The 26379-nt window shown below is 68.8% G+C and carries 17 protein-coding genes; 10 read left to right on the top strand and 7 right to left on the bottom strand.

The genetic code is table 11. The features are described from left to right. Positions 1 to 12 precede the first annotated feature (12 nt). From KEG57_RS37335 to KEG57_RS37315, 5 genes are all read left to right on the top strand, one after another. Positions 13 to 1575, top strand: a complete 1563-nt coding sequence (locus tag KEG57_RS37335) for a vWA domain-containing protein (RefSeq protein WP_272425685.1) — start codon at positions 13 to 15, stop codon at positions 1573 to 1575. Positions 1576 to 1797: 222 nt separating this feature from the next. Next, complete coding sequence (locus KEG57_RS37330; RefSeq protein ID WP_272425684.1) at positions 1798 to 2484, top strand: hypothetical protein; 687 nt, start codon at positions 1798 to 1800, stop codon at positions 2482 to 2484. A 707-nt stretch (positions 2485 to 3191) separates the two neighbouring features. After that, positions 3192 to 4487 (top strand): hypothetical protein, encoded by a 1296-nt coding sequence (locus tag KEG57_RS37325; protein WP_272425683.1) that lies wholly within the window; start codon positions 3192 to 3194, stop codon positions 4485 to 4487. Then, the gene (locus KEG57_RS37320) at positions 4484 to 6679 is read left to right on the top strand and encodes a hypothetical protein (protein WP_272425682.1); all 2196 of its coding nucleotides are present in this window, start codon (positions 4484 to 4486) and stop codon (positions 6677 to 6679) included. The genes KEG57_RS37325 and KEG57_RS37320 overlap by 4 nt, the downstream gene beginning before the upstream one ends. 158 nt (positions 6680 to 6837) lie before the next feature. Then, positions 6838 to 7773, top strand: a complete 936-nt coding sequence (locus KEG57_RS37315) for a hypothetical protein (RefSeq protein WP_272459384.1) — start codon at positions 6838 to 6840, stop codon at positions 7771 to 7773. 211 nt (positions 7774 to 7984) lie between these two features. Here the strand turns inward: KEG57_RS37315 and KEG57_RS37310 are convergent, their stop codons facing one another. Further along, a complete protein-coding gene (locus KEG57_RS37310) occupies positions 7985 to 8575 on the bottom strand; it encodes an RNA ligase family protein (RefSeq protein ID WP_272425680.1) in 591 nt (196 codons plus the stop codon). Positions 8576 to 9015: 440 nt separating this feature from the next. On the opposite strand from KEG57_RS37310, the gene KEG57_RS37305 reads away from it, so the two are divergent. The 3 genes from KEG57_RS37305 (at position 9016) to KEG57_RS37295 (ending at position 13707) form a co-directional block, all read left to right on the top strand. Beyond that, complete coding sequence (locus KEG57_RS37305) at positions 9016 to 11544, top strand: serine/threonine-protein kinase (RefSeq protein WP_272425679.1); 2529 nt, start codon at positions 9016 to 9018, stop codon at positions 11542 to 11544. Positions 11545 to 11712: 168 nt separating this feature from the next. Further along, positions 11713 to 12045, top strand: coding sequence for a DUF2325 domain-containing protein (locus KEG57_RS37300; protein ID WP_272425678.1), 333 nt, complete (start codon positions 11713 to 11715; stop codon positions 12043 to 12045). Between the two features lie 18 nt (positions 12046 to 12063). Then, the gene (locus tag KEG57_RS37295) at positions 12064 to 13707 is read left to right on the top strand and encodes an acyl-CoA synthetase (RefSeq protein ID WP_272425677.1); all 1644 of its coding nucleotides are present in this window, start codon (positions 12064 to 12066) and stop codon (positions 13705 to 13707) included. 7 nt (positions 13708 to 13714) lie between these two features. Here KEG57_RS37295 and KEG57_RS37290 read toward each other — a convergent pair whose 3' ends face one another. The 4 genes from KEG57_RS37290 to KEG57_RS37275 are packed head-to-tail and all read right to left on the bottom strand — an operon-like array spanning position 13715 to position 19041. Continuing rightward, positions 13715 to 14398: an STAS domain-containing protein gene (locus tag KEG57_RS37290; protein WP_272425676.1), complete on the bottom strand. Its 684-nt coding sequence runs from the start codon at positions 14396 to 14398 to the stop codon at positions 13715 to 13717. 44 nt (positions 14399 to 14442) lie between these two features. Next, complete coding sequence (locus tag KEG57_RS37285) at positions 14443 to 15609, bottom strand: FIST signal transduction protein (protein WP_272425675.1); 1167 nt, start codon at positions 15607 to 15609, stop codon at positions 14443 to 14445. A 58-nt stretch (positions 15610 to 15667) separates the two neighbouring features. Then, on the bottom strand, positions 15668 to 16696 hold the full coding sequence (locus KEG57_RS37280) for a threonine ammonia-lyase (protein WP_272425674.1): 1029 nt from the start codon (positions 16694 to 16696) through the stop codon (positions 15668 to 15670). A 17-nt stretch (positions 16697 to 16713) separates the two neighbouring features. Beyond that, positions 16714 to 19041 carry a GH92 family glycosyl hydrolase gene (locus KEG57_RS37275; RefSeq protein WP_272425673.1) on the bottom strand — a complete coding sequence of 776 codons (2328 nt, stop codon included), beginning with the start codon at positions 19039 to 19041 and terminating at the stop codon, positions 16714 to 16716. Between the two features lie 90 nt (positions 19042 to 19131). On the opposite strand from KEG57_RS37275, the gene KEG57_RS37270 reads away from it, so the two are divergent. After that, positions 19132 to 20652 (top strand): serine/threonine-protein kinase, encoded by a 1521-nt coding sequence (locus KEG57_RS37270; protein WP_272425672.1) that lies wholly within the window; start codon positions 19132 to 19134, stop codon positions 20650 to 20652. A gap of 12 nt (positions 20653 to 20664) precedes the next feature. Further along, a complete protein-coding gene (locus KEG57_RS37265) occupies positions 20665 to 23538 on the top strand; it encodes a TonB-dependent receptor domain-containing protein (protein ID WP_272425671.1) in 2874 nt (957 codons plus the stop codon). 67 nt (positions 23539 to 23605) lie between these two features. Here KEG57_RS37265 and KEG57_RS37260 read toward each other — a convergent pair whose 3' ends face one another. Together KEG57_RS37260 and KEG57_RS37255 are read right to left on the bottom strand one after the other, a co-directional pair. Next, positions 23606 to 24592: an NAD(P)H-quinone oxidoreductase gene (locus KEG57_RS37260; RefSeq protein ID WP_272425670.1), complete on the bottom strand. Its 987-nt coding sequence runs from the start codon at positions 24590 to 24592 to the stop codon at positions 23606 to 23608. 52 nt (positions 24593 to 24644) lie between these two features. Further along, a complete protein-coding gene (locus KEG57_RS37255; RefSeq protein ID WP_272425669.1) occupies positions 24645 to 26216 on the bottom strand; it encodes a type 1 periplasmic-binding domain-containing protein in 1572 nt (523 codons plus the stop codon). Between the last annotated feature and the right edge of the window lie 163 nt (positions 26217 to 26379).

Genomic DNA, 26379 nt, shown 5'->3' with positions numbered 1-26379 from the left:
GAGGAAACCACCATGGACCATCGAATCGGTACAGCGCTCCTTTCGACCTTGCTCGCCTCGCTCGTGCTCACGGGCTGCGCGGCCGACAGCGCGGAGTCGGGCGGCGCCAGCGCCGCTCCGGAGCCCGGACCCGGCGCCACCGGCGTCTCGCAGGGCGGCGCCCAGGACTTCGGCCTCTTCCGCCAGATCCTCGAGGACGGGAAGATCCCGGGCCCCGGCGCGCTCGACGATCTCGGCTTCTTCGCCGAGCACAAGCTCGATTACGCCCCGCCGACCTGCGGCAACGACGTGTGCATGCACGGTCTGCTCGGCGTGATGGGCAACATGATCACGGGCTCGAATTGCACGCTCGTCCAGATCGGCATGAACTCGCCAATCGACGTCGGCAACATCACGCGCCCGCCCTTGCATCTCGTCGTCGCCGTCGACGTGAGCGGTTCCATGGCCGGCCAGCCCATGGATTACGTGAAGGCGGGCCTCGTCGAGATGATTCCGGCCCTGAAGCCCACGGATCGGATCTCCCTCGTGACGTACTCGACGAGCGCCAAGCTCGTCCTCGATCATGTGAACGCGTCCGATACCCAGGCGCTCCAGAGTGCATTCCAGGGCCTCTTCGCCGCGGGCTCGACAAACCTCTACGACGGCCTCTTCACGGCGTTCTCCGTCGCCGATCAGCATTTCGACCCGACGTACCAGAACCGCGTGCTTTACCTTTCGGACGGCGTGGCCACGGCGGGCCTGCAAAACTCGAGCAAGCTCACCTCGCTCGCCGAGGCGTACGCGAAGAAGGGCATCGGCGTGACCACGATCGGCGTCGGCAAGGATTTCGACGTCGAGGCCATGCGTGACGTCAGCGAGGTCGGCGCGGGGAATTTCTACTTCCTCGAAGATCCAAAGGCCGTCGTGGAGGTCTTCACCGACGAGGTGAATACCTTCCTCGTGCCCGTCGCGCTCGACGTGAACATCGACGTGACCGTCGGCGGCGGCTACGTCGTGCGGGGGATCTACGGGACAAACGGCTGGCAGACGGCCGAGGGCGGTGGGACCATCTCGATCCCGAGCCTCTTCCTCGCCGGCCGCACGAGCTCCGAGGATCCCATCTCGGAGGGCCGGCGCGGCGGCGGCGGCGCGATGATCCTCGAGCTCGTGCCGCGTTCCGGCGCGATCAGCGTGCCCGATCCGTACGAGGTCGGTTCGCTCGTCCTCTCGTACAAGGACCCGCTCACGGGCTTCACGAAGTCCCAGGTCACGGACATCAAGGCCCCGCACGTGTACGAGGATCCGCAAGAGTTCTTCACGGACGAGACCGTCGAGAAGGGGTTCGTCATGCTGAACATCTACGCCGGCTTCAAGCTCGCCGCCGAGCTCACGGCCGACAGCGATCCGCGCACGGCGCGCCGCACGCTCGAGGCGCTGCGGCCAAACGTCGACACGTGGCTCGCGGAGCATCCCGACCCGGACATCCAGGACGATCTCAAGTACATCGACCTCTTCATCGAGAACCTGAAGGTCGTCGAGGCGAGCACCACGCCCTACGAGCCGGCCGATCCGCCGCCACCCTGGCCCGCCGACTGACGCGTCGTCATCGACGGGGACCGCTTCGCCGGGGCGCTGCCCCGGACCCCGCGGGGGCTACGCGCCCCTCGACCCGCGCCAGGGCCAGCCCTGGACCTCTAGTGGAAAAACTGCGCATAGCGCAGTTTTTCCAAGGGGCCGGCGGTGAAGCGACAACGGTGTCGCATGCTTGGTCATCTTCCCCCTTGACACGTCCCCCGCCGCCCCGGTTACCTTCCCCACATGGTAACCCATTTACGCACGAGCACCTCACCCCAGCTCGCCGCGGACATCTGCGCCGCCATTGCCGACGGCCTCACCAGCGACGACACCACGAAGCACCTCGCGCCCCTGTGGGAATCTCTCGCGGCCAAGGGCGACGCGCTCTCGGCGGAGCGCCGCAAGCTGGAGCGCGCGCTCGGCCGCGCGCGGGCGCGCCTCGCGGTCGCGGATGCACAATGGGATCCGGAGGTCGCAGCGTTTGGCAGGGACGTCGTCGACAAGACGGGCGGCCGCCGGGATGTGCCGCCCTATACGCGGTTCTTCAAGGTCGTCTCCCCGTCGGCGGCGCAGGATTTCGGGGTCGAGCGCGAGGTGAAGCAGGGCCGCGAATGGCTCGACGAGCTCGGCCGGAACCCGGACGAGCCGCTCGCATTGAAATGGACGCCGCGGCTCGGAGCGGTCACGGACAAGCTCGACGGGGCCTCGAAGGAACGCGCGAATGGCCTGCGCGCGCTCGCCTTGCAAGGCACGTCGGAGGAGCTTTACGTGGAGGACATCAACCTGGAGCTCGACCGGCTCGAAGGCGACCTGAAGAAGCTCTTCCCGGGGCAGCCGAAACGCGTCGCCGCCTTCCTGGAGCCGACGCGGCCGAAGCGGAAGCGTGAGGCGGACTCCGCAGACGAGGGGCAAGACGGCGAGGGTTCGTGAGGTAGATCGCGCGACAGGGTCGATCCGAACCTGGATCAGGGTGGTTGCGCGGCGCGCGGAGGTGACTCCCGGGGGGGAGCGCGCTGGTTGCGCGGGGCGCGAAGGGCGATCCTGGTCGGGAGGGAGGCGGTCGCGGGAGGCGCGAGGGGCGATCCAGGGCGGGAGTGCGCCGGTTGCGCGGAGCGACGGGGTGGATCGAGGCGTGGATCGCAGCGGTCGCGCGGGGCGCGAGGGGCGATCCAGGTGGGGAAGGAGGTTGGCGTGTCGGGGAAGGCGGATCGTCTGGCTGACATGTCAACTTCCGCCTCCGCTCGCGCGCCAGCACACACCTTCCGCCTTGACAAGCTGCGTCGTCCGTGCGCCTGTTGGGTCCGGGGATGCTGACATCGTATGGAGGGACCCAGCGCACCGCGAACCGGGCGTAGCGTTTGCCGCGTAGAAACAGACGCGGCCACCCCGGAGGCACGCTCCATCGGCGGCGGGGCAAAAGAGGGGTAAATCGCGAGCGTGATGCGCGTGGCGACGGCGCGCATCGAGCGATTGTCACGAATAACCCCGCGGCTCGGCCATAGGCGGCAGGAGATGTCAAGGCCGCATATCGTGCGCGCTTCTATCCGGCGAAGAATACAATGGAATCAGCTCATGCCGTCGACGTACGCCGAAATGCGTGGTTGGCTCTTCGCTGGTCCTTCGGTTATCCGATAGGCATGAAGTCAAAACCTTTCTTCCGCGCGGCGCTCCTCGCCGCGACGGGGGCTTTGTCCTCGTGCTTCCCGGGCGACGATCCCTCCCTGGGGCAATTCTGCGCGTCGCCGAGCGAAGGGGGCGAGTATTGTACGAGCACGAAACGCGGGCCGAGCAGCGCGTGGGCGGAGGCGAAGGCCCACGGAACATTGCCCATCCAGATGTGGGCCGAATGGCCGGAGGACGTGACGCGCGAGGAGGTCATCCGCAGCAGGAGCAAGCTCGACGCGTGGTTCGCGGATATCGACGAGGTGCTCTTCTATTTGCGCGTCAACGCGCAGAGCGCGGAATCGTATCGAGCGAGTATGGACGGCCGACTGGGAGACCTCCTCCGGCAAGCGAAGAGCAGGCAGCGGCAGATCCTATCGGAGGAGCCGGTCGACGCGATCGGGAATTTCAAGGCGGCGCTCGCGGAGAAAGCGAACGCCGAGAAAGACCCGCTCGTCGCCGAGATCGCGATCGACAAGCAAGCGATGAGCGCGGCGCGGTCGGTCCTCGACGGCGCGAAGGAGGACGCCTCGCCGCTCGGCGCCGCATACAAAAACCTCGTCGCGGAGTATTCGAGCTATCGCGCGACCGAGGCGGTCGAGACAGCGGCGTACGAGAAGCTCGCGGGCGATGCGTCAACGACGACGCTCGATACGATCGACGACGTCGAGAAGGCGATCCTGAACGCCGCGAAGGCCGCGAGCGCGAAGCCGAACGACCTCGTGCTCCATGCGCTCGAGCTGTCCGCGGAGATCCAGCAATTCGAGCTCACGTCGGAGGAGGCGATCGCGCCGCACACGGAATTCATGGCCGCGCACGCCGCATCGATGCCGGACATGACGTCGGGCGCAGAGCGGTCGATCAACGCGATGCTCGGATACGTGGAGCAGCGGGTCAAGCGCAGCGACAAGACGGCGACGTCGCTCGTGACGGGGCTCGTCTTGCGACGGCACGCGCTCGCCTTGCTCGGCGCTGGCCCGGACGCGGGCGAAGATGCGATGGCGTCGCGCAGCGCGCAGGCCTCCGCCGCATTTCAGGCGGACACCGGCGCGCTCCTCGCGCAGCTCGACGAGGCCGGCGCGACGGAGAACGCGCTCGGGTCGCCCGATGCGGCGAAGCGCCGTCGAACGTTGAAGACGCTGCTCCAGTTGAAGCCGCTCTGCACGGAGGGATCGTCCTCGTTCCGCGAGGCTGCGTGCAAGCCGCTGCGGCAGCGGTTCGCGGCGATGGCGGCGGAGCTCGATACGCTCGAAAGCACGGAGGGGTTATGAAGAGGTTTCTTTGCCTGGCGGTCCTGCTCCTTGCATGTGTCCTTCCGATGACGGCGCTCGCGGGGACGCCGTATACCGTGCATTGGGAGATGCACCAGGAGAGCAACTCCTGCGAGGACGCCAGGCTCGGCATGGAAGGGGGCGCCTATTTCCACGGGAATGGGATGCCGCTGGCCACCTTCGAGGTGCCCGGGGCCTACTTCGCGAGCCCCGACGGTTCGCGGAGGAACGTGGCGGAGGCCCCATTCGATTCCGTGCTGCTGCGCATGGGCGCGAATGAGTTCTCGTTCGGGGTCAGTGCCTCCACCGGCAACAACACCTGCGTCCATTCGCAGAATATCGTGACGCTCGTCGCGCCGACGCTCGGAATTCAGAAGCCGCTGTTCAACGTCCGCCGCGATGGGACGGCCTTCAGCGGCAGCACGCAGGTCGGCCTCGCGCTTGCCGAGATCAACCCACCGCTCGCGCAGGCCATCACGAACCTGGAAGTGGCCATCGCGCACGAGCGAGAGGCGCTCCTCGCGAACGCGTCGGCGATCGCGGATCTCGACGAGCGGCTGAGCTTCTTGCGGGAGCTCGATCTGGAGCTGCACGATCTGGTGCAGAGGCCGCTCGATGAGATTTCGCAGGTGGATCTCGACGCGATCCTCGATCGATACACGGGCGTCGTCGACGAGGCGACGCGGGCGGCGCTGAAAGAGTTGATCGACGATTTGAAGCAGAGCGTCGTCGACCTGCAAAACGAGCTCGCGAGCCTGGCCGCGGAGTTCGGCGCGCAGGCGGACGCGGTGGCGGACTTCCTGACGGCGGACGCGCGCGCCGATGGGTTCGATCCGGACGATCCGTTCCATTACGGGCTCGGCCCGAGCGGGACGCCCTCGGTCGACATCCCGGATCTTTCGGGTGTGCCGGGCGCGTTCGAGCCGGGGAACGATCCTTATGCGGCCTACGCGGACGCGGTGATCGCGGCGCTTGAGGAGGACGTCTCGGGGGGCAAAGTCGTCGATCGCGGCTCGTTCGTCGCGACGGTACGCGCGTGGCGGGCGAACCAGGCAGCGATCGAAAAGGCGCTGCTGTCGGGCTCGGGCGTGACGCAGGCCGAGATGAGCGCGTTCTTGAACGCGCAGAACAAGGTGACGAACCACCTCAAGCATTACATGGACGCCGCGGATTGGTTCCTGGATTCGCAGGTGCCGGCGGACGTGCGCGCGCAGGTGGACGGGGTCTTGAAGAACCTGTACGGCGCGCACGCGGAGCAGTTGAAGGACGCGCTCAATGCAATGGGGGGCGGTGACGGGGGCACGATCGATCTGGAGAAGACGCACCTCTTCCAGATGATCCGGGGGTTTTCCGCGGGGGTGTCGGAGCTCGGCGACGTCGCGGCGCCCTACGTCGACGTGATGGTGACGATGACGCACGCGGCGACGCGGATCGGGATCGGGTTCGTGCCGTACGTGGGGGCGGCGCTCGATTTGTGCGAGGCGGTGACGGGGAAGGAGTTGTGTTTGCCCGACGGGAGGGAGCTATCGCTCGGCGAGCGGATCTTCTCGGCGGTCGGGACGGGCGTGGGGGCGGGCGTCGCGTTCCACAAGGGCATGAAGAATGCGCCGATCGGCGCGGTCGGGAAGGCGACGGCGCAGGGCGTCGTGGAGTTCGGACCGGAGCTCGTCGAGGCGCTGAGCAAGAGTCGGATCAAAGAGTGGAGAGGGATCAAACGCGGGGCCTTCAAGCTCAGCGAGAAACTCGAGCACGTGTTCGAGCGAGACGTGGCGCTCCACTTGATCAAGAAGGAGGGACACAAGATGCTCGCGCTGGGGGACGGCGAAGTGCGCCAAGTGGTAGGTATCCTCCCGAGCGCCCAGGTTCGGGGCGTCTCCAGGGCCTGCGATTTCCTCACGGTCTCGCCGAACGGCGGGTTCGTCCTCAGCGACTCGAAGTTCGTCGGCCCGAAGAGCACCGTCAACGTGCCGAAGGCGCTCGAGCAGTTCAACAACGTGATGGCCGCGCTGGGCAAGAAAAACGTTGCCGGCTTCGTGGAGCGGGCGCAGATTGTCATTCCGGCTGGCGGGAGGCTCAAGGAGGGTTTTAAGATCGGAGAAGGTGGGAAGTTGACCAGCACAGCCACAGGAGAGCTCGTGAAGGTAACCGGAGCGAAGAACGTCGAGCTCGTCGTCCACGTGGTGGAGTTATGAGAAGAAAGTGGAACCGCAAGCCAGCGGGCGAGGGCCCCAGGCCTTGGCCGACGTTCCTGGCGTGGTGCCCCGAGGGCAAACGTTTCGAGGCCTTCGCGTCGGCCTTGTCGACCTTGGTGGGCGCGTCTGGGCATTGGCTCGTATCGCGTTTCATGGTCATGGGCGACGATGACACGGAGTATCTCCTGCCCCCGGAGCAAGCGGCCGAGTTGAAGCGCCCAGGGTACGAGAAATACGGGTGCAACAGCGCGCAGCTCGACGATTTTCGGGCGGCGTCCGGCCGTGAGCTTGCATTCCGTGTCAACGTGCAACTGGATTGGAAGGCAGATAAATTCTTCCTGGGCGGATGCGGAGGCAGCGCGCTCGACATCGGTTTCTGGTACAAGGGGTTCGAGGAGGGCTTCCTCCTGCCGGCGGAGCTGCCGCGGCTGAAACACGGAGGTCCCTCGTCCCTGGCCATGGAGGCCGGGGTCGCTTGGAAAATCGCGCTGATCGACAGCTACGACCTGCTCGTTCGGTTTTGCACGGCGAGCCCAGCCATCACGACAGGCGGCTGTGGCGAAGGGCCGGACTGGGGCGCTCCCATGACCATGGCGGGGACCTACCACGCGGATGGATATCCCGGCCGCGATCTCGCGCTGACGTGGATGCGCCTCCACGACAAGGAGCGGATCGATCTCGCCGTGAACTCTCCCCTCGACGTGCTCCGGGCGCGCGTCGAAGCGTCGCCGCGCGGGAGCAGCGTCTGGATCATCGATGAAGAACGATTGGCGCGCGAACAAGTGCTCGCAGCGCTCGACCTGCCTCCCAAGGTCTTGATCGAGGCCCTCGAGGCGGCCCAAGAGAAGCTACATCCCACATGGGAAGCCATGCAATGGGAGCTCTCTCGCCTGATCGATGAAATCGGACGATCCCCCGCCGACGAGCGGGAAATGATCCCCGTGACCGAGGAGCACATCCGCTTCATCGAGGAGCACACGCCGGCGTACGTCCGGCGCCTCGACAATGGCGCGATCGTGCTGATGGCCCACCCCGACCGCACGCTCTGGCCCCTCTGGTCGGATGCGCTCTCGCTGCTCGGGATTCGGCCGTAGGGGGCTCGGCCTACCGTCTCGATGGGCAGGAACGTCGCCGTCTTGCCTCGGCCTGTTCGATGAGCTGCGCATCGCGCAGGTCATCGAACACGGGTCCAGCGCTTGCGCTGGTCCGGGGTGAAGGGGGCGGAGAGCCCCCTTCTGGGGCCTGGGGCGACGCCCCAGCGCGGCGGCGGCCTCACCTCGAAGGCCGTCGCTCTCTTGTTCATGGCTACTCCTTGCCCCGCCCCTTCGGGGCCTCGTCCTTCTCCAGCGTGACCTTGAACAACCCGCCCGAGGCCGAGTGGAGGATGACCACGCCCTCGGGCTGCATGAAGCCGGGCGCGGCGCGCGAACCCTCCTTGCGGAGAATGGCCAGCGCCTCCTCGGTGACGGTGCGGATGTCCATACCCTGCGCCAGCACTGGGACGACGCCGCAGCACGCCGGACGCACCGCGTCGTCCTCCCAGCGGTGGGTGTCGAAGAGGCTGAAGCGCCTCTCCTTCAAGCCGTAGCGCCGCTGAATGCCCGCTCCCCACCACTCGCCGTAATGCAGGCCCGGCCCGAGGCCGGTGATGAGTTTTTCGCGATGCTCCTCGACCCAGCGCGCGAAGCCGAAGTTGTCGTCCTGCGACGTGATCCACTTGCTCCTGGACCCCGCGAGGATGATCGTCGGGGTCGGCCCACCGGCGCGATGGGGGACGGGCTCGCCGATGTAGATGCACCCATTGGTCCCGTCGATCTTCTCCGTTGCGACGCACAGCCGGTTGAGGCGCGGGATCTTGGGGAACTGCTCGAACGTCGGTCTGACAATCTCGTTCATGGAGAAACCTCCACGGTTCTCGTTCCTGGTCGCGGACCCGTATGAAGCCGCCCTTCCTCCGCGAAGCTCGTGGGCACGAAACCCTCGCTCAGGTAGAGTTTCTTCGCAACCTCGTTGCTCTTTCGGACCGTGAGCATCATCGGGCCGGAGAGCTTGTCGATGGCCTCTGCCTCTCCGTCCCGAGGGCCGGAGCGGCAGGAACGTCGCCGCTCTTGCCACGGCCTGTTCGATGAACTGCGCATCGCGCAGTTCATCGACCCCGGGTCCAGCGCTTGCGCTGGTTCGGGGTGAAGGGGGTGGATAGCCCCCTTCTGGGGCCTGGGGCGACGCCCCAGCGCGGCGGCGTCCCCAGAACGAGCCTGACCCCGCTTCCCCTACCGCTCGCGCCTGGGTATAACGGCGCCGCGCGTTTCGCAGGGAAAACCGAGAGGAGCACGTCCGTGGGCGACGATCGGAACGAGCAGGGCGAAAGGGCCCCGGGCATGCGCCCCGACGACGCGCTGCCCGACCTCGATCCCGAGCCGCGATCCATCGCGCCGCCGAGCACCATCCCCCTCTCGCCGGGCACCGTCGTCGCCGACAAGTTTGCCCTCCAACGGGTCATCGCCTCGGGCGGCATGGGCACGGTGTTCGAGGCGTGGGACACGCTCATCGAGCGCAAGGTCGCGCTCAAGCTCATGCACCCGCACTACGCCACCGACCCCTCGATGGTGGCCCGCTTCCGCCGCGAGGCGCAGGCCGCGGCGCGTGTGCAGCACCCGAACATCGTGAACGTGCTCGAGGTCGGCCGCCGCCGCGACGGCGCGTTTTACCTCGTGCAGGAGCTGCTCGTCGGGCAGACCTTGCGCGAGCACCTCGACGCGCGCGGGCCGCTCGAACCCGACGAGGCCCTCGCGATCCTCGTGCCCGTGATGAGCGGCATCGCGGCCGCGCACGCCTCCGGCATCATCCACCGCGATCTCAAGCCCGAGAACGTGATCCTCTCGCGTTCGCCCTCGGGCGAGATCATCCCGAAGATCATCGACTTCGGCCTCGCCAAGCTCCACGAACCGGGCAAGCAGAGCCTCACGCGCCTCGGCATGCTGCTCGGCACGCCGCAGTACATGGCCCCCGAGCAGGTCCTCGCCGAGAAGGTCGACACGCGCGCGGACGTCTGGGCGATGGGCGTCGTCACGTTCGAGATGCTCTCGGGCGTGCAGCCCTTCGGCGCCGAGGGCCTCGCCAGGCTGCTCGCGAAGATCGTCTCGTCCGAACCGCCGCCTTCGCTCGACTTCGTCGCGCCCAAAGCCGCGTGGCCCTTCGCGCCCGTGGTCGCGCGCGCGCTCGCCCGCGACCTCAAAGAGCGCTTCGCCACGATCCTCGATTTTCGTGACGCCCTCTGCGAGGCCCACGGCGGCGCGCGCCTGCTCGTCGGGCACGCGGCGCCGCACGCGGGGCAGCTCGCGGTGCCGGGGCTCGTGGACGTCGTCCCGATCGAGGATCCGGTCCTCGACGCGCCGGTGCACGACCTCGCCGAGGGGTTTGCCGCGCACCATGCCGACGATGGCGGTGGGTACGTCCGGGTCAACCGCCCGCCGCCCCCCATGCCGCCACGCCCCGCCGCAACGCCGCAGCGGCCGCGCGTGCCCGTCTTGACCCCGCTCCCGGCGTCTCGGACCGAATGGGGCGGCCCGGAGAGCCGAAGCCAGACGGACGAGGATCCCGTCAAGCTCGCCGAGGAGGCGCTCGACGTGAACGCCCTCGGCGACGCGATTCGCTGGGCCGAGATTGCGCTCGAAGTGCCAGGCGAGAGCGAGGACGTCCGCGGCAAGGCCTGGCTCGTGCTCGCCATCGCGCATCGCTGGCTCGGCCATTACAGCGAGGCCGCGCGCGCGGCGCAGGAGGCCATGGCCCGCATGGCGCGTGGCTCGAACGGCTGGCATGCCGCGTTCGGGCACCTCGTCATCGCGTACGGCTACCTCGGACGAAAGGATCGCCTGCTCGCGCGCGTCGACGAGCTCGTCCAGCTCGAAGAGGAGGAGGGCGTCACGACCGAGGCGCACCTCGTGAGCGCCTGCCGGCTCGCCATTTTCGTCATCCGCGCGGGCGTCCCGCCGCTCGGCCGCAAGCTCGCGCGGGACGCCCACAGCCGCGTCGCGCGGGCGGGCGCCGTGGGCCCATTCCTGCGGGCCTGGCTCGCCGCGGCCCGGGCCGAGATCGCCATCTTCGAAGGGGACCCGGCGGCGTATCTGCGCCGCGTCGAGGCCGCCGTGGACGGTTTCACGGAAGCGAGCGACGTCCGCAACGCCTGTGTGCAGCGCACGAACGTCGGGCTCGCGTACATGCACCTCGGCGCTTACGATCGGGCCTGTTTCGGCTTGCGGCGGGCCGTCGCCGTGGCCGAGCCCATGCAGCTCGATTTCGTCCCGTTCGCCCAGGGCGCGCTCGGGTATTGCCTCGCGCACCTCGGCCGCGACGCCGAGGGGCTGCCGATCATCGAGGCGGCCCTCGAGACGTCGCGCCAGCGCAAGGATCGGCGCCGCGAGGCGGGCCTGCTCGTGCACGCGGCGCGGATCCGGGCGATGCAGGGCGATCACGTCGGGGCGGTGACGCTCGCGCGCACGGCCGCGGAGGAGGCCGAGGACATCCCGGCCCAGCGCGCGTATGCGCTCGCGGTGCTGGCGAGCTCGCTGCTCGCGGAGGGCCACACGGTCGCCGCATTGGCGCCTGCGAGCGAGGCGGCGAGCCACCTCGACCGGATTGGCGGCATCGAGGATGGCGAGGCATTGACGCGGCTCGTGCAGGCCCTCGCGCTGCATGGCACCGGCCAGGAGGCCGATGCCAAGCGCCGCCTCGGCGAGGCGCGGCGGCGCCTTCTGGAGAAGGCCGACAAGATCGGCGACCGGCGCTTCCGGCGAAGTTTTCTGGAGCAGGTGCCGGATCACCGGCGGCTCATCGAAACCGCGGCGCAATGGCTCGGGCCGGCGTGACGTCACGCTGAGCGTATCGTTCGCCACGGAGACCCCCTCCTTGCCAGCTTGTCAGAGCGCGCTTCGGGCGGGTCGACATTTTGACCGGGAATAAAACGCGTCACCCTGCGAAATGCGGGGAAATCGCGATCGTCCTTGCTGGCCCGGGGCTTGCGATGGACGCCTGGCATGAGCCGAGAAGCCCTTGCCAGAGAGGTCGAGAAGGATTCGCGTGGTGGTCGGACCGTGCTCGTGATCGGCGGCAGCGGCGGAATGTCGGACAGGTACCGTGACGTCGCCGAGAAGCACGGCTTGACCCTCAAGCACTACGAGACGCGCGTGCCGAAAGGGGTGCGTCGCGACGTGGGGAAGGTCGCGCTCGTCATCATCATGGTGACCATGGTCTCGCACGCGCTCCGGGATCAGGTGCAAAACCTTGGGATCGACGACGCGCCGGTCGTGTATCTGCGGAGCGCGTCCGTCTCGGCGCTACGAGGCGCGCTCGAACAGTGGGAGGCGTGATACGCTCCCGCGCCGAGCATGAGCACGAACCGGAACCCTTACGAAGAATTGCCTCGAACGAAGGCGAACTACGCGCCGCTGACGCCGATCACGTTCCTCGAGCGCGCGGCGGCGGTGTACCCGGAGCGCGTTGCCATCGTGCATGGCCGCATCCGTTTGACCTGGTCCGAGGCGTACGAGCGCGCGCGGCGGCTCGCCTCGGCGCTCACGCGGCGCGGGATCGGCGTGGGGGACACGGTGGCCGTGCTCCTGCCAAACATCCCGGCCATGCTCGATACGCATTTTGGCGTCCCGATGACCGGCGCGGTGCTGAACACGCTGAACACGCGCCTCGACGCGGCTACGATCGCGTTCATGCTGGATCACGCGGAGGCGAAGGTCCTCCTCGTCGATCGTGAGCTTTCGGGGATGGCGAAGCAGGCGCTCGCGCTCGCGCAATCGAAGCCGCTCGTCGTCGACGTGGACGATCCGATGTACGAGGGGCCGGGCGAGCGCATCGGCGCGCTCGAATACGAGGCCTTCCTCGCGGAGGGCGATCCCTCCTTTTCGCCGCGCATGCCCGAGGACGAGTGGGAGGCGATCTCGCTCAACTACACCTCGGGGACGACGGGCGATCCCAAGGGCGTCGTCTATCACCACCGCGGCGCGTATCTGAATGCCATTGGCAACATCGTCACCTGGAGCATGCCGAAGCACGCCACGTACCTGTGGACGTTGCCCATGTTCCACTGCAATGGCTGGTGTTTCACCTGGACGGTGGCGGCGAACGCCGGGACGAACGTTTGCCTTCGAAAGGTCGACGCGCGCCACGTCTTCGAGGCGATCCGCGAGTACCGGGTGACGCATTATTGTGGCGCGCCGATCGTGCACGCGATGCTGGTGAACGCCGATCCCGCGCTCCGGGAGGGGATCGGGCACCGTGTCCATGCCATGGTAGCCGCGGCGGCGCCGCCGGCGGCGATGATCGAGGGCATGGAGCGGATGGGCTTCGATCTCACGCACGTCTATGGTTTGACCGAGACCTACGGGCCCGCCGCCGTCTGCGAGAAGCACGAGGACTGGGCGGCGCTCGACATCAGCCATCGCACGGAGCGCATGGGCCGCCAGGGCGTGCGTTACCTCGTCGAGGAGGGGCTCACCGTGATGGATCCCGAGACCATGGAGCGCGTGCCCGAAAATGGGGACGTCATGGGCGAGGTCGTGTTCCGCGGGAACATCGTCATGAAGGGATACCTGAAGAACCCGCGCGCCACCGAGGAGGCTTTCCGGGGCGGCTGGTTCCATTCGGGCGATCTCGCCGTCCTCCAGCCGGACGGGTACGTGAAGATCAAGGATCGCTCGAAGGACATCATCATCTCGGGCGGGGAAAACATCTCCTCGCTGGAGGTGGAGGACACGCTCTATCGGCACCCCGCCGTGCTCGCCGCGGCCGTCGTCGCCGCGCCGGATCCGAAATGGGGCGAGACCCCGCTCGCGTTCGTCGAGACGAAGGAGGGCGCCGCCATCACGGAGGCGGATCTCATCGCGTTTTGCCGGACACACCTCGCCCATTTCAAGGCGCCGCGGAAGGTCGTCTTCGGCCCGCTCCCCAAGACCTCGACCGGCAAGATCCAGAAGTTCTTGCTGCGCGAGCGCGCGCGGTCGACGGACGCGATCGAATAAAAAGGTTTTACGTGCGGGCCGCGCGCGGGGTGCGTGAGGCGTGCGCGATGGCCTGCTTCAGGCTCGATCGCGTCCGGATCCGCGAAAGATCCACGCCGAGCTCGATCACCGTGCGGGCCACGTCCGCGCGCAGGCCCGAGAGCTCGACCTCGGCGCCGAGCAGGCGCGCTGCGTGCGCGACCCGAAGCAGGTGCTCCGCGGTCTCGGCCGTCATCGCGTGAATGCCTGTCAAATCGACGACCACGTGCCGCGCCGACGAACGCGCGACCTCGTCGAGCAGCGCGTTCGTCATCATCTCGGCGCGGCGCGCGTCGAGCTCGCCGATGAGCGGCAGCACCACGACGCCGTCGAGCACGTGGAGGATCGGCGTGGAGAGGGCGAGGATCGCCGCTTCTTTCTGGGCGACGAGATCCATCTCGGCTTGAAGCGCGGCCTCGGCCTCCTCGGCGCTCGCTTTTTGCAGATGCGCGAGCGTGGCGAGCCGCTCCTCGTTCCGCTCGGCAGTCGCCTCCAGATCCCGCACCGCGGCCTCCGCCGCGCGCGCCCTTTGCCCGAGTTTTCGGTGTGCCCGCGCGGCCTCGTGGTGGCGCGTCACGAGCAGACGCACGATCGGCGAGGCGCCCTCGCCGCATTGCAGCGGGCATTCGTCGCAGCCCCCGAGCTGCTCCCAAAAATCGTCGAGGGAGTGCATCGCGTCTTCCCGTTCGAGAACGCAGGACTTGCAACGCATGGCCTCTAGCCCTCGAGCAGCGCAAGGGTGAAGGTCTCGTTGTGGCACATGCTGACGCCGTCGACCGGGGACAGCTCGCCGTGCGTGTAAAACCCGGCCTTCGGGATCGACCCGAGCCGTTCGAGCGGCTTGTGGAGCTCGTCGCGGTACCTCGTGCCCAGCACGAGCTTGCGCGCCACGCAATCGAAGAGGAGCGCGCACGAGGGGTTTGGCATGGCACGCAGGGCTCGCTCCGTCGCCACCTCGGCCGCTCGGATCACGTCGTCCCGCGTCCCGGTCGTCATGCGCACGAGCGTGCCCTCGGGCACATCCCCGCCGAGGATGAGCGCTTTGCGCTGGATATCGATCCCGGCGACGGCCCGGAGCACGGCGATTTCGCCTTCGGCCGGTCGGTATGTGCCTTCGAGGCCGCCCACGACCGCGAGCGGGAATTCGACGGCGAGCGAGGCCACGGCGACCGCGCGGGCGCCGAGGTACTCCTGATAAAGCTCGAGCGCCGGGCGATCGTCGATCGTCCGCACGACGTTGCCCTTCTCGACCCCGGTGATCCGGTGCTCCCCGCCGACGGGAATCCAGCCGCTGCGCGCCGCCGTCGCGATCCGAATGGGCCCCGAGAACACCACGACGGACGCGCCGCCCGAGACCACCCCTCCATCGGCTATCTGGTAGGCTCGGTCGAACTGCCCGAGATTCCCGGCGCCTCCGCCGACCATGGGGAACGTCGCGCCGAGCACGTCCTGCAGGCCGCGGAGGACGTACGGCCCGTTGACACGCAGGCTATCGTAGAACATGAGGAGCAGGCTTGGTGCGAGGGCCCGCGCGCGCTCGCCGAGGCGCCGCCCGAGCGCGCGATCGTCCCCGTCGTTCGATACGTCGAGGAGCGGCGTCACGCGCAATGCGCTGCCGAGCCTGAGCCCCATGGCCGTGACGGACTCCGTGAGGCCGCCGCGACCGTCGATCTCGGCGAGGCTCGAACACCCCGCAATCCGCGCGTCGCTGCCGAGGCGGCCGCGCAGGCCGTCGAGCATGGCGCGGCCGTCGTATTTCGCGGACGCGAAGAGCAAGACGAAATCGGGCCGGCCGCCCATCACGTCGATGAGCTCGTCCGCGGCGTCGCGGCCCGCGCGGCGGGCGTCGTCGTGGACGATGGATATCGTGGACGCCTCGAGCATGGTTCCCCCCCCTCGATGACATCCGATGGTGGGCGAATGTTCGCGGGCTTGTCAAGGCTCAGGCTTCGTTTCGTCCTGCCTCCGGAGGCGAAAGAATGGCGCGGAGCGTTGCTTCCGATACGTTGCGCCCGGTAACGACATTCACCACCCGCGGCCGCGCCACGCCGGTCCGGGCGAGATCGATCTTTCCCGCGAGCAACGCCGCGGCGCCCACGGCGGCCGAGCCCTCCACGACGAGGCGCTCCTCGCGCAGGAAATGGCGCATCGCCTCGGCGATCTCGGCCTCCGTGACGAGGACGAGATCGTCGAGAAAGCGCCGGCAGAGGTCGAACGTGATCGAGCCCTGCTCGACGTTCCCGGCCAAACCGTCCGCAAGGCTCGGCAGCTCCTCGGCCTCGGTGACGTGGCCCGCGGCGAGGCTTTTGTGCATGGCGGGCGAGGCCTCGCTTTGCACGCCGACGACGCGGGTGCGGGGCGCGATCGATTTCACGTAGAGCGCGATGCCCGCGGCGAGGCCGCCACCGCCGACGGGGACGAGGACGAGATCCACGTCGGGGAGGTCGGCCAGGATCTCGAGGCCGACCGTGCCCGCGCCGGCGATGACGTCGGCGTCGTTATAGGGCGAGACGAACGTGAGCCCGCGCTCGGCCTCGATACGCCGGCCGTCGGCCTCGGCGACGTCGTAATTGCCCACGGAGACGATGAGCTCGACGGGGTAACGCCAGAGCGATTCGAGCTTGGCGGGAGAAACCGTGCGGGGCACGACGAGCGTCGCGCGCGCGGAGAGCTTGGCGGCGGCGTGGGCGAGGCCGAGGCCGTGGTTGCCGGCCGAGGCGGCCACGAACCCGCGCCGAAAGACCTCTTGCTCCTCGTCGCGCAACCGCAGGAGCTTGTTCGCCGCGCCGCGCACCTTGAACGAGCCCGTGGGCTGGAAGAGCTCGAGCTTGTGGAAGACGTCCGCCGGGATCATGGCCGAGAGCGGCAGGCTCGGATCGAGCGGGGTGGTTCGAATGAGGCCGCTCGGCGCGAGCCTCTTCGCCGCGGCGAGCACGTGCCGCGGTGAGACGGAGGGGAGGGGGGCGTTCATGTCGTTGAAATGGTTTGTCAGGGCGTGGTGACGCCAAAGGGACCGGGGGCGGGGCCCATCTCGAAGTGGAGCGTGCCGCCCTGGGCGAGATCGCCGTGGAGGATTTCGGGTTTGTCGAGCGCGACACCGTTCCAGGTGACGGATTGCACGTAGATGTTCTGGGCCGAGACCGCGGGGGCTTCGACGACGATCGTGCCTCCCTTCACGGCGATCTCCAGGCGGGGGAAGAAGGGCGTGCCGAGGATGTACCGATCGGTGCCGGGGATCGGATAGAAGCCGGCAGCCGTGAAGAGGTACCAGCAGGAGAGGGTGCCGCCGTCGTCGTTGCCGGCGAGGCCGCTGGGTTTGTCCGTGTAATGAGCGTTCGCCACCCAGCGGACGTATTTCTGCGTGAGGTCCGCGCGGCCGACCTGCGCGAATCCATAGGCCGCGTGGATGTCCGGCTCGTTGCCGTGCCAGTAGGCATTCCGCGGCGCCGCCGACGCAAAATTGTCCTCGATGGGGCGCTCTTCGAGGTCGGCGATGGATTCCTCGAGGAAGCGCTGGAGCTTCTCGACGAACGGCGCTTGCCCGCCGAGGAGCTCGGCGATCCCGGGGATGTCGTGCTGCGCCCAGAGGCTGTGCCAGCCGTTCGCCTCGGCGTAATGGTCCGAGATGGAGTACGGGTTGTAAGGGCTCTCGACGAAGCTGCCGGCCTCGTCCTTGGCGCGGATGAAGCCCGTCGCGGGATCGAAGAGATTTCGGTGGTTTTTCGCGCGTTCGGTGAACATGGTCGCGTCGTCCGTCAAGCCCAGCGCCTTCGCGAAGAGGCCAAGCGCGAGGTCGTCGTGCGCGTATTCGAGCGTGTGCGAGGCCGAGCGGCCGACGCTCGACGGCACGTAACCATACTCCATGTACGGCACGACGTGGCCACGCCCGCCGCGCCCGCCGGGCGGATCGACCGGATCGACCGCGGCCCGGCGCGCGATGGCGTAGGCGCCCTCGGCGTCGAAATCGGTCACGCCCTTGATGTAGCTGTCGGCGAGCACCACGTCGGCGCTGGCCCCGATCATCGTGCCCGCTTCGCCCGTGGCAATGGGCCATTTCGGGAAGAAGCCGGAGATCTCGGCCATGGCATGCAGCGATCGGACCGTGTCGCGTGCGGCCTCGGGCGCGACGAGCGAATAAAACGGGGTCACCGTGCGGTAGGTGTCCCAGAGCGATTGATCGGTCAGGAAGGAAAAACCGTCCGCGGTGCGCTGCTCTCCGCCGTAGAGGTAACTCCCGTCGACGTCGCTCGACGCGGTGGGCATGAGGAACGCGCGGTAGAGCGACGAATAAAAGATGCGCCGCTCGGTCTCGGTGCCGCCCCAGAGCTTCATGCGGCCGAGCAGATCGCTCCAGGCCGTGGCCGTCTTTGCCCGCGTGCCCTCGAAATCCCAGTCCGGGATCTCGGTTTCGAGGTTTTCCGTGGCGTTCTCCAGCGAGACGAACGAGAGCCCGATCTTCAATTCGATCACCGCGTCCGCGCCGAGATCAAAGGAGAGCGCGAAGCCGACCTTCGTGCCGCTGCCGCTCGTCCCCTCCGCGGGCGCGTCGCCGTTCGACCAGACCTGCGCCGCTTTCCACGCCGCGCGCGTCCGGGCCTCGAAGAAGACATCGTAGCCCCCGAAGCCGCCCGACATCCCGCCCACGTGATGGAGTTTGCCCCGGATACGTTGCGCCTCGGGCTCCAGCGTGAACTCGGCCTGCGTGACCTCGCCTCCGCCCAGGTGATGATCGAGATCGAAGACGACGTGCCCCTCCTTCGTGCCGGCCGGATACCCGTGGCGATGCTGCGCCGCGTGCCGCGTCGCCGTGAGCTCGCTGTGGATCGAGCCCCGATCCAGGGTGACCTCGTAATACCCGGGCGAGGCCCTCTCCGTCGCCTTGTCGAAGTGCGATTCGTAGCCGGGCGCCGAGAAGCGGGACGCCTCGAACGCGTCGATCGGCATCACCCCGAGGATGCCGTAATCGGTCGCGCCCGTGCCGTGCAGGTGCAGGTGCGAAAAGGCCCGGACCTGGTCGTCGCCGGCCCAGTAGCCCGAGTAATGCAAAAAATTGATGGTATCGTAGGGGCCGCGGGTGTCCGGGCCGACCTTCGCGAGCCCGAACGGCGCCGCCGCGCCGGGGAAGGCGCTGCCATTCGCGAAGCCGAAGCCGCCGCTGCCGACACGCGGATCGGCGTAGACGAGCGGATCCTCGACCATCGTCGGCCTCTCCGTGGGCACGTCCTGCGGCTCGAGCGTGCAGCCGGTTCCGCCGAGGACGTTCGTCAGACCGAGCACGAGGAGGGGCGCGAGGGATCGATCGAGGCGAGGCGGCATACGCGCGATGCGAACACGAAGGCGACGCGGGCGTCAACCCGAGCCTTGCGACGACGCGCGAGATCCCTTAGCGTGGATTTCGCGCTTGGCATGAATGACCTCATCGGCGGCCGATACCGGATCGAACGCAGGCTCGGTGCAGGCGGAATGGGGGCCGTCTACGAGGCCACCGATACGCAGAGCGGCGCGCGTGTCGCCGTGAAGGTCGTGACCGCGGAGGTCGCGCGGAACGAGGTGCTGCTCGGGCGCTTCGAACGCGAGGCGCGCGCGGCGCGGGGCCTCGACACGCCGCACGTGGTGCGCGCGCTCGACGCGGGCCGCGACGGCCACTCGGGCCTGCCGTTCCTCGTGATGGAGGTGCTCCAAGGCGAGGACGTGCGCGCGCTCTTCAAGCGGCTCGGCCCGATCCGCCCCGATCTCGCGGTGCGTATCGTGGTCCAGGCCTGCCGCGGGCTCGACGTGGCCCACGCGCAGCGCATCGTGCACCGCGACGTGAAGCCGGCGAACCTGTTCCTCACGCGTGGCCCGAGGCCCGGCGAGTGCACGGTCAAGATCCTGGATTTCGGCATCGCAAAGCTCGCCCCCGATCCCGAGAGCATGGCCGAGGCCGGCGAGCTGACGAGCTTGACGCAGACCGGCAGCATGCTCGGATCGCCGCTCTACATGGCGCCGGAGCAGGCGCGCGGGCACAAGCAGATCGACGGGCGCGCCGATCTCTGGTCGCTCGGCGTGGTGCTCTACCAGGCCCTCACGGGCGTGACGCCGCACCGGGACAGCGGCGCGCTCGGGGAGCTCATCATCGCGATTTGCACCGAGCCGGCCGAGCGCGTGGAGCGGCTCGCGCCGTGGGTGCCGCCCGAGGTGGCGGCGGTCGTGCATCGCGCCCTCGATCTCGATCCCACGCAGCGTTTCCAGAGCGCCGCAGAGATGCACGCGGCGCTCATCGCGCTGCTCCCGCCCGGCGAGGCGAACGCCGCGATCCACGAGCGCATGCTGGTGCCGCTGCCCGAGCCGGAGCGCGCGCGGGTCTCGGTCCTGCCGCCGCGCCCGCCGACGCTCTCGCAGCCGCCTCCGGCTCCTCCGCGGGGGCTGGCGGAGGCGGGTTCGCACATGATGGCGGAACCTCCGACGATGCGCTGGTCGGGCGCGGCGCTCGGGATCTCGGCCGAGACGCCGGCCGCCATGCAGATCGGCGCGCCTTCGTCGGCGCCCGCGGCGATCACGCAGGCGACGCCGCCGAAGCGACGCTCGAGCGCGCTGGCCTTCGTGGCCATGGCGGCCCTCGCGCTCGTGGTGGGCGGGAGCGTCGCGTTCGTGGGGCTGCGGTTGCCCGAAGGGTCCGGACAAACAACGGTGGAACAAACCCCGGCAGGACAAACCAATCCGGGGCAGGCGTCGCCCGGCATTTCGCCCACGAATACGCCGGTCGCGGAGCCCGCGGTCACGACGGGGCAGGCCGAGACGGAGGACGTGCCTGCGCCGAGCGCCGCGCCGGCGGCCCCGAGCGCGAGCGGTTCTTCCCGAGGCCTCGCGCCCTGGCCCCGCGCGACGACGCGTGCATCCGCCGCGCCGAAGCCCCCGGGCAAGAGCGACATTTACCTGGGCCGGTGACGTGTGTCTTTGATGAGGCCTCCTCGTGTCCTCGGACCGATTTTCGCCGCCGCGCTCGTGCTCTTCGGCGCGGCGCGCGCCTCCGCCGACGGGCTCGCCGACGAGGCCGAGCTCCATTTCCAGCTCGGCGCCGCCGATTACCAGAAGGGCGATTACACCAGCGCGCTCGAGCATTTTTTGCTGTCGAACCGGCTCGTCCCGAACCGGCGCGTCGTGTTCAACATCGCGCGCTCGTTCGAGCAGCTCCGGCAATGGCCCGACGCGCACCGCTATTACGTCGACGCCCTCGCCGGGGAGACGGATCCCACGGCGATCGAGGCCTCGAAATCGGCGATCACGCGCCTCGCGCCGAACGTGGCGATCCTCGACGTCGTCACGGATCCGCCCGGCGCCACCATTTACATCGATCGAAAGGATCTCGGCTCGCGCGGCCACGCGCCGCGGCCGCTCGCCGTCAACGAGGGGAAATACCGCATCATCGCCGAGCTCCCAGGGTATGAGGTCGCGACGAGCGAGGAGGTCGTGGCCAAGCGGGGGAGCGAGGCGCGCGTTTCGCTCTCGCTCGTCCGGATCGTCGGCAAAGTGAAGGTGGCCGTGACGGGTGCGCCGCGCGCGGCGGTGCGGGTCGACGAGGAGTCGGGCCCGCCCGCGTGTGTCGCGCCGTGTGAGCTCGCGCTGCCGCCGGGCAAGCACGAGCTTTATGTGACCGCGGAGGGCGCCTCGGCGCCGGCGCGACCGGTGAATGTGGTGGCGGGCCAGACGACCGAGGTGAGCCTCACGTTGCGGCCGCCGGTGGGCATCGTCGTCGTGGGGACGACGGAGGCGGGCGCGCTCGTGACCATCGACGGGCGCGCGGCCGGTTTTTCGCCCGCGGTGATTCGCGAGGTGCCCGCGGGCGCGCGGCAGGTGCGCGTGAGTTTGCCCGGGCACGCGCCCGTGGTGCGCGACATCGTGGTGCGACAGGGCGAGCAGGTGGATCTCGGCACGCTCGACCTCGTGCCGCTGCGCGAAGTGACGGCGGCGTCGCGGTTCGCCGAGCGGATCGAGGACGCGCCGAGTTCGGTCACGGTGATCGATCGGCGCGAGCTCTCGGCGTTCGGGTATCCGACGATCGCGGAGGCGCTTCGCGGCGTGCGCGGCGTGGCCATCGCGAACGACCGGGGGTACGCGTCGGCCTCGATCCGCGCGATTGGCCAGCCAAACGATTATGGAAGCCGCGTGCTCGTGCTCTCGGACGGGCAGGCGCTCAACGACAACCTCCTGAACAGCTCGTACATCGGCTCGGACGGCCGGGGCGATCTGCACGACGTGGACCGCATCGAGATCGTGCGCGGCCCGGGATCGCTGCTCTACGGCGCCGGCGCATTCTCGGGCATCGTGAACCTCGTGACGCGCTCGCGCGAGGAGCCCACGGGCGTGCACGTGGGCGTCGGGAGCTACGACGGCGCGGTCTTGCGTGGGCGCGGCGGGTTTCACCTGCGGAAGGGGCAAGACAAGGGGATCTGGGCGAGCGGGTGGGGCGCGCAATCGGACGGCTTCGATCTGGAGGTGCCGATCACGGGCCAAACCGAGCCGTACCGGGCGCGCGGGGTCGAGGCCTTCCAGGCGGGCGGCACGGCCGGGCGCGCGTACTGGGGCCCGGCGACGATGCAATGGCTCGTCCATCATCGGACGCAGTCGATCCCGGTCGGCGCGTACGCGACGGCGGTCGGCAATCCGCGGACCTCGTTCGGTGATACACGCATGATGCTGGAGGCGCGCTTCGAGCCGCGCCTGACGCAATCGCTGCAATTGCTCGTCCGCGCGCACGCGAATCGCTACGTCTATCACGCGACGTACGCGTTCGACGACGAGGTCGACAACATCGAGGATTTCGCGGGCACGTGGCTCGGCGGCGAGGCGCGGCTCGTGTATTCGCCGGGGCAGCGGCTGCGCGTCACGGTGGGCGGCGAGGGGCAATGGCACCCGGAGGCGACGCTCCAGGGCCGCGAAGATGTCAATCGCGTGACCACGGAGCGATACCTGGACGAGCGGCAGCCTTATCGGTTCGCCGCGGGGTATGCGCTCGCGGAGGGCGCGCCGCTTCCGTGGCTCCGGCTCTCCGGCGGCTTGCGTATCGACGTGTACAGCACGTTCGGCGCGGTGTTCGTGCCGCGCGCGGCGATCATCACGCGGCCCGTGAAAGACGGCACCCTCAAGCTGATGGGCGGCCGCGCATTCCGGGCGCCGAGCATTTACGAGCAGCTCTACAACGACAACGGCCAGTCCCACGAAAAACCCACGCAGCAGCTCGACGCCGAGAAGATCTGGTCCGGCGAGATCGAGTACACGCAACGTTTCCTCGAAGACTGGGCGGCGCTCGTGGCCGTGCACGGGAGCCACATCGACGGGCTCATCTTCACGAAGCCGATTCCCGGGCGGCCCACGGTGGCATACGCGAACAGCGACACGGGCATGCTCGTGCTCGGCGCGGACGCCGAGATCCGGCGCGAATGGCGCAAAGGGTGGATGCTCGCCGCGACGTACGGATATCAGCGCGCAACGTACCTCGACGAGACGCTCGCCGATCCGCGGGTGCTCAATGTACCGGAGCACCTCGCCGGCTTTCGTGGCGTGATTCCGGTCGTGCCCTCGATCGCGTCGCTTGGACTCCGCATGACGCTGGAGGCGCCGCGCCTGCTCGTGGGCGGCGGCGCGACGGGGACCCAGGTGGTCGGCGATGTGACGGTGTCGGGCGAGGTGAAATCGTACGGAATTCGGTACGTCGTGGGCGTGTACAACATCGCCGACCGCCGCGTGCTCGTGCCCGTGACGGATACGTTCCAGAGCCGGACGATGCCCCAGAATGGGCGGACGTTTCTGGTGGATCTCGTCGGGACCTACTGAGGAGGGCGCCGAACGGTCGGCGCCCTGCGAGATCGCGCAGCGAGCTCGCCTCGCGTCCCCCTCGAGACTAGACCCGAGCGTCGAGCAAGACCTTGCCGAACGACACGTTCGACGCGACGTACCGGTGGGCCTCGACCGCCTCCGAAAGCGGAAACACGCGATCGACCACGGGCCGCACGATTCCCCGCGAGAGCCACGGGCCAATCGTGCGCTCGAGCAATTTCGCCGCCTCGATCTTCTCCTCGATCGGCCGCGACCGGAGCACCGTGCCGATGACCTCCAGCCGCTTTTGCAAAAGCACGCCGAGCGGGACGGGCGCGCTCGCTCCCGCCGTCAAGCCCACGATGACAATGCGGGCCTTCTTCGCGGCCGCGGCAAGGGTCTCCGGGACGTAGGCGCCGCCCACGAGGTCGAGGACGACGTCCACGCCGGCCCCGCCCGTGCGGGCGAGGACCTCGGCCGCGAAGACGCCGCCCGGGACGACGATGCCCTCGTCGAGGCCGAGCTCGCGGCATCGATCGAGTTTGTCCGCGGTGCGGCTCGTGCCGATCACGAAGCAGCCGAGCGCGCGGGCGATCTGGACGCCCGCGGTGCCGACGCCGCTGCCCGCCGCATGCACGAGGACCCGTTCGCCGGGCGCGAGGCGGCCACGCACGAGGAGCGCGTCGAGCGCCGTCAGAAATGCCTCGGGAACGGCCGCGGCGTCCTCGTCGGAGAGGCCCGCGGGCGCGGGGACGACCTCGCGCTCGTGCGCGACGAGCCGCTCGGCATAAGCGCCGCCCGCGATGATGCCGTAGACGCGCTCGCCGCCCGAATACCGGGTGACGCCGGGGCCGACGGCGTCGACCGTGCCGACGTATTCGAGGCCAGGAATGTCGGCGGGGACGCCGGGCGGGGCAGGGTAGAAGCCGGCGCGCTGGAGGAGGTCGGCGCGGTTGACGCCCGTGAGGTGGACGCGGACACGGACGTGGCCGTAGGGCGGGTCGGGATCGGGCAGGTCGCGGAGCTCGAGGACCTCGGGTCCCCCGGGAGAACGAATGACGACGGCGCGCATGGGCCGCGTGTAAGCGGGGCGCGGCGGGAACGCAAGCCGCGCGGGCGTCCGATCACGGGGGGTCTTTGACCGTGACCGTCACGAACTGGTCGTTCGAGACGGCCCAGATCTCGATGCGGCCCGGGGCCTCGCCGGTCGCGGGCTCGAAATTGAGCGGGCCCGAGGTGCCGGAGATGTTGATGTTGCCGCCCGCGGCGAGCGTGCTCTTCCCCTTGGGCCAGGCGGTCGAGGTGATATCGATGATATCCCCCGAGGCCAGGCGCCCCATGCCCTCGGCCACCTGCCGGCCGTCGTAATCCGTCCCCTGGCGCGAGGCCCAGATGACCCCGTACGCGCCGACGTACGTGGCGTCGTAGGCATGCGCGGTGAACGAGAAATCGGCCGGATCCGTGTCGAACTGCGACTGCATGTTCGCGCGGAAGGTCTCGTAGATCTGCCCCGAGGGGCTCGCGGGCGCGGTGCCCTGGGAGCCCGCGATCATCTGCTTCACCTCGGAGGAGAGGTTCGGATCGAGCAGCTTCGTCGCGTCCTTGGCGCCGTCCGTGAAGAAGAACTTACGCCCCGCGACCGGCTTGCCCACCATCGCCTTCAAGATCTCGACGGTTTGTCCCGCCTGAACCGTGATCACGAGGACGCCGGCGGGGTTGTACATGTCGACATCGGAGGCGAGCTTGGCGAGCGCCGCGGGATCGGAGAGCTTGGCCTCCTCGATCGGGAAGAGCTGGGACTTGTCGAGCCCGTACCTCTCCCGGAAGACGGTGGCGAGGCCCTGGCCGTACGCGTCGCTGACGTAGGCGACGGCGACGTTGCCGCCCGCGACGACAGGGTCGGGTGAGATCACGTCGTTCGCCATGACGAGGCCCTGGTGCGTGTCGCTCGGACAGGTGCGCCAGAAGAGCCCCGGCTCGTTCGTCGCGAGGCGATCGTCGGCGTCCGTGAGCGCCGGGCTCGTCGCCGAGGGCGAGATGATCACCGTGGGATACTGCTTCTCCTTGAGGCGCGCGATGAGCCGGAGCGAGTCCGAGGAGGAGAGGGGGCCGACGATGTACGGGACGCCAAGCGTGCCCGCAAGGTAGTCGAGTGCAGCCTGGTTGAGCTCGTCGCGCGCGGCGCCGGTCGCGGTGTTGTTCTCGCCGCCGTTGTCGCAGACGACAACAGCCATGCGCTGACCGCGGTTGAGTTTGTCGCTGCCATTGATCTCGCGCACGGCGACGCGGACCGACTGCGTGAGGACCTCGTCTTTCGCCTCGCCGATCGAGAAGATGCTGCCGATGACGAGCGGCGCGTCAGGGCCGGCGAGGGGCCGGTCAGCGAGGTCCGCCGGCTCGAGGATCGTGCTGCACTGCGGGTGCTTGGGGAACGCCGAGACGCAGACGCCGTCGACGCACGCGCCGCCGCCGCCGAGCTTGCGGCAATCGTGGCCCGTGGAGCACGCGGGCGGATCGGTGCAGTACCCCGCGACACACGTGCTGTTCGGGCCGATCGCGAGGACGCACTCGTCGTCGCTCTTGCAGTCGTCCTGCGTGACGTTGCCAAGCGAGCATGCGCCAGAGGCGACGAGGGTCCCGCCGGCCACGAGCAAACCAAAAAGGATTCCAGTTCCCCGGAGAAGTCGTGCAAGCATGAGAGAGCCCAAGCGTACCATTGAAGGTCGCAGAGAAGTCCGGCGAAGAACGACTCTCTGGAGCCGCCGCGCCGGGGCGCTGCCCCGGGCCCCGCGGGGGCTATTCGCCCCTCGACCCGAACCAGGGCAAGCCCTGGACTCGAGTTGGAAGAACTGCGCGATG

The sequence above is a fragment of the Polyangium jinanense genome, assembly GCF_028435365.1.
The sequence above is the reverse complement of the archived record's forward strand: the minus strand, read 5'-3'. Positions and strand labels throughout refer to the sequence as shown.

Excerpts from the sequence above, each read along its gene's own strand:
- KEG57_RS37280 (WP_272425674.1), bottom strand. The coding sequence starts at position 16,696 with ATGAACGCCCCCCTCCCCTCCGTCTCACCGCGGCACGTGCTCGCCGCG.
- KEG57_RS37255 (WP_272425669.1), bottom strand. The coding sequence starts at position 26,216 with ATGCTTGCACGACTTCTCCGGGGAACTGGAATCCTTTTTGGTTTGCTC.
- KEG57_RS37275 (WP_272425673.1), bottom strand. The coding sequence starts at position 19,041 with ATGCCGCCTCGCCTCGATCGATCCCTCGCGCCCCTCCTCGTGCTCGGT.
- KEG57_RS37330 (WP_272425684.1), top strand. The coding sequence starts at position 1,798 with ATGGTAACCCATTTACGCACGAGCACCTCACCCCAGCTCGCCGCGGAC.
- KEG57_RS37295 (WP_272425677.1), top strand. The coding sequence starts at position 12,064 with ATGAGCACGAACCGGAACCCTTACGAAGAATTGCCTCGAACGAAGGCG.
- KEG57_RS37285 (WP_272425675.1), bottom strand. The coding sequence starts at position 15,609 with ATGCTCGAGGCGTCCACGATATCCATCGTCCACGACGACGCCCGCCGC.
- KEG57_RS37320 (WP_272425682.1), top strand. The coding sequence starts at position 4,484 with ATGAAGAGGTTTCTTTGCCTGGCGGTCCTGCTCCTTGCATGTGTCCTT.
- KEG57_RS37310 (WP_272425680.1), bottom strand. The coding sequence starts at position 8,575 with ATGAACGAGATTGTCAGACCGACGTTCGAGCAGTTCCCCAAGATCCCG.
- KEG57_RS37260 (WP_272425670.1), bottom strand. The coding sequence starts at position 24,592 with ATGCGCGCCGTCGTCATTCGTTCTCCCGGGGGACCCGAGGTCCTCGAG.
- KEG57_RS37290 (WP_272425676.1), bottom strand. The coding sequence starts at position 14,398 with ATGCACTCCCTCGACGATTTTTGGGAGCAGCTCGGGGGCTGCGACGAA.
- KEG57_RS37315 (WP_272459384.1), top strand. The coding sequence starts at position 6,838 with ATGGGCGACGATGACACGGAGTATCTCCTGCCCCCGGAGCAAGCGGCC.
- KEG57_RS37300 (WP_272425678.1), top strand. The coding sequence starts at position 11,713 with ATGAGCCGAGAAGCCCTTGCCAGAGAGGTCGAGAAGGATTCGCGTGGT.
- KEG57_RS37270 (WP_272425672.1), top strand. The coding sequence starts at position 19,132 with ATGAATGACCTCATCGGCGGCCGATACCGGATCGAACGCAGGCTCGGT.
- KEG57_RS37325 (WP_272425683.1), top strand. The coding sequence starts at position 3,192 with ATGAAGTCAAAACCTTTCTTCCGCGCGGCGCTCCTCGCCGCGACGGGG.
- KEG57_RS37265 (WP_272425671.1), top strand. The coding sequence starts at position 20,665 with ATGAGGCCTCCTCGTGTCCTCGGACCGATTTTCGCCGCCGCGCTCGTG.
- KEG57_RS37335 (WP_272425685.1), top strand. The coding sequence starts at position 13 with ATGGACCATCGAATCGGTACAGCGCTCCTTTCGACCTTGCTCGCCTCG.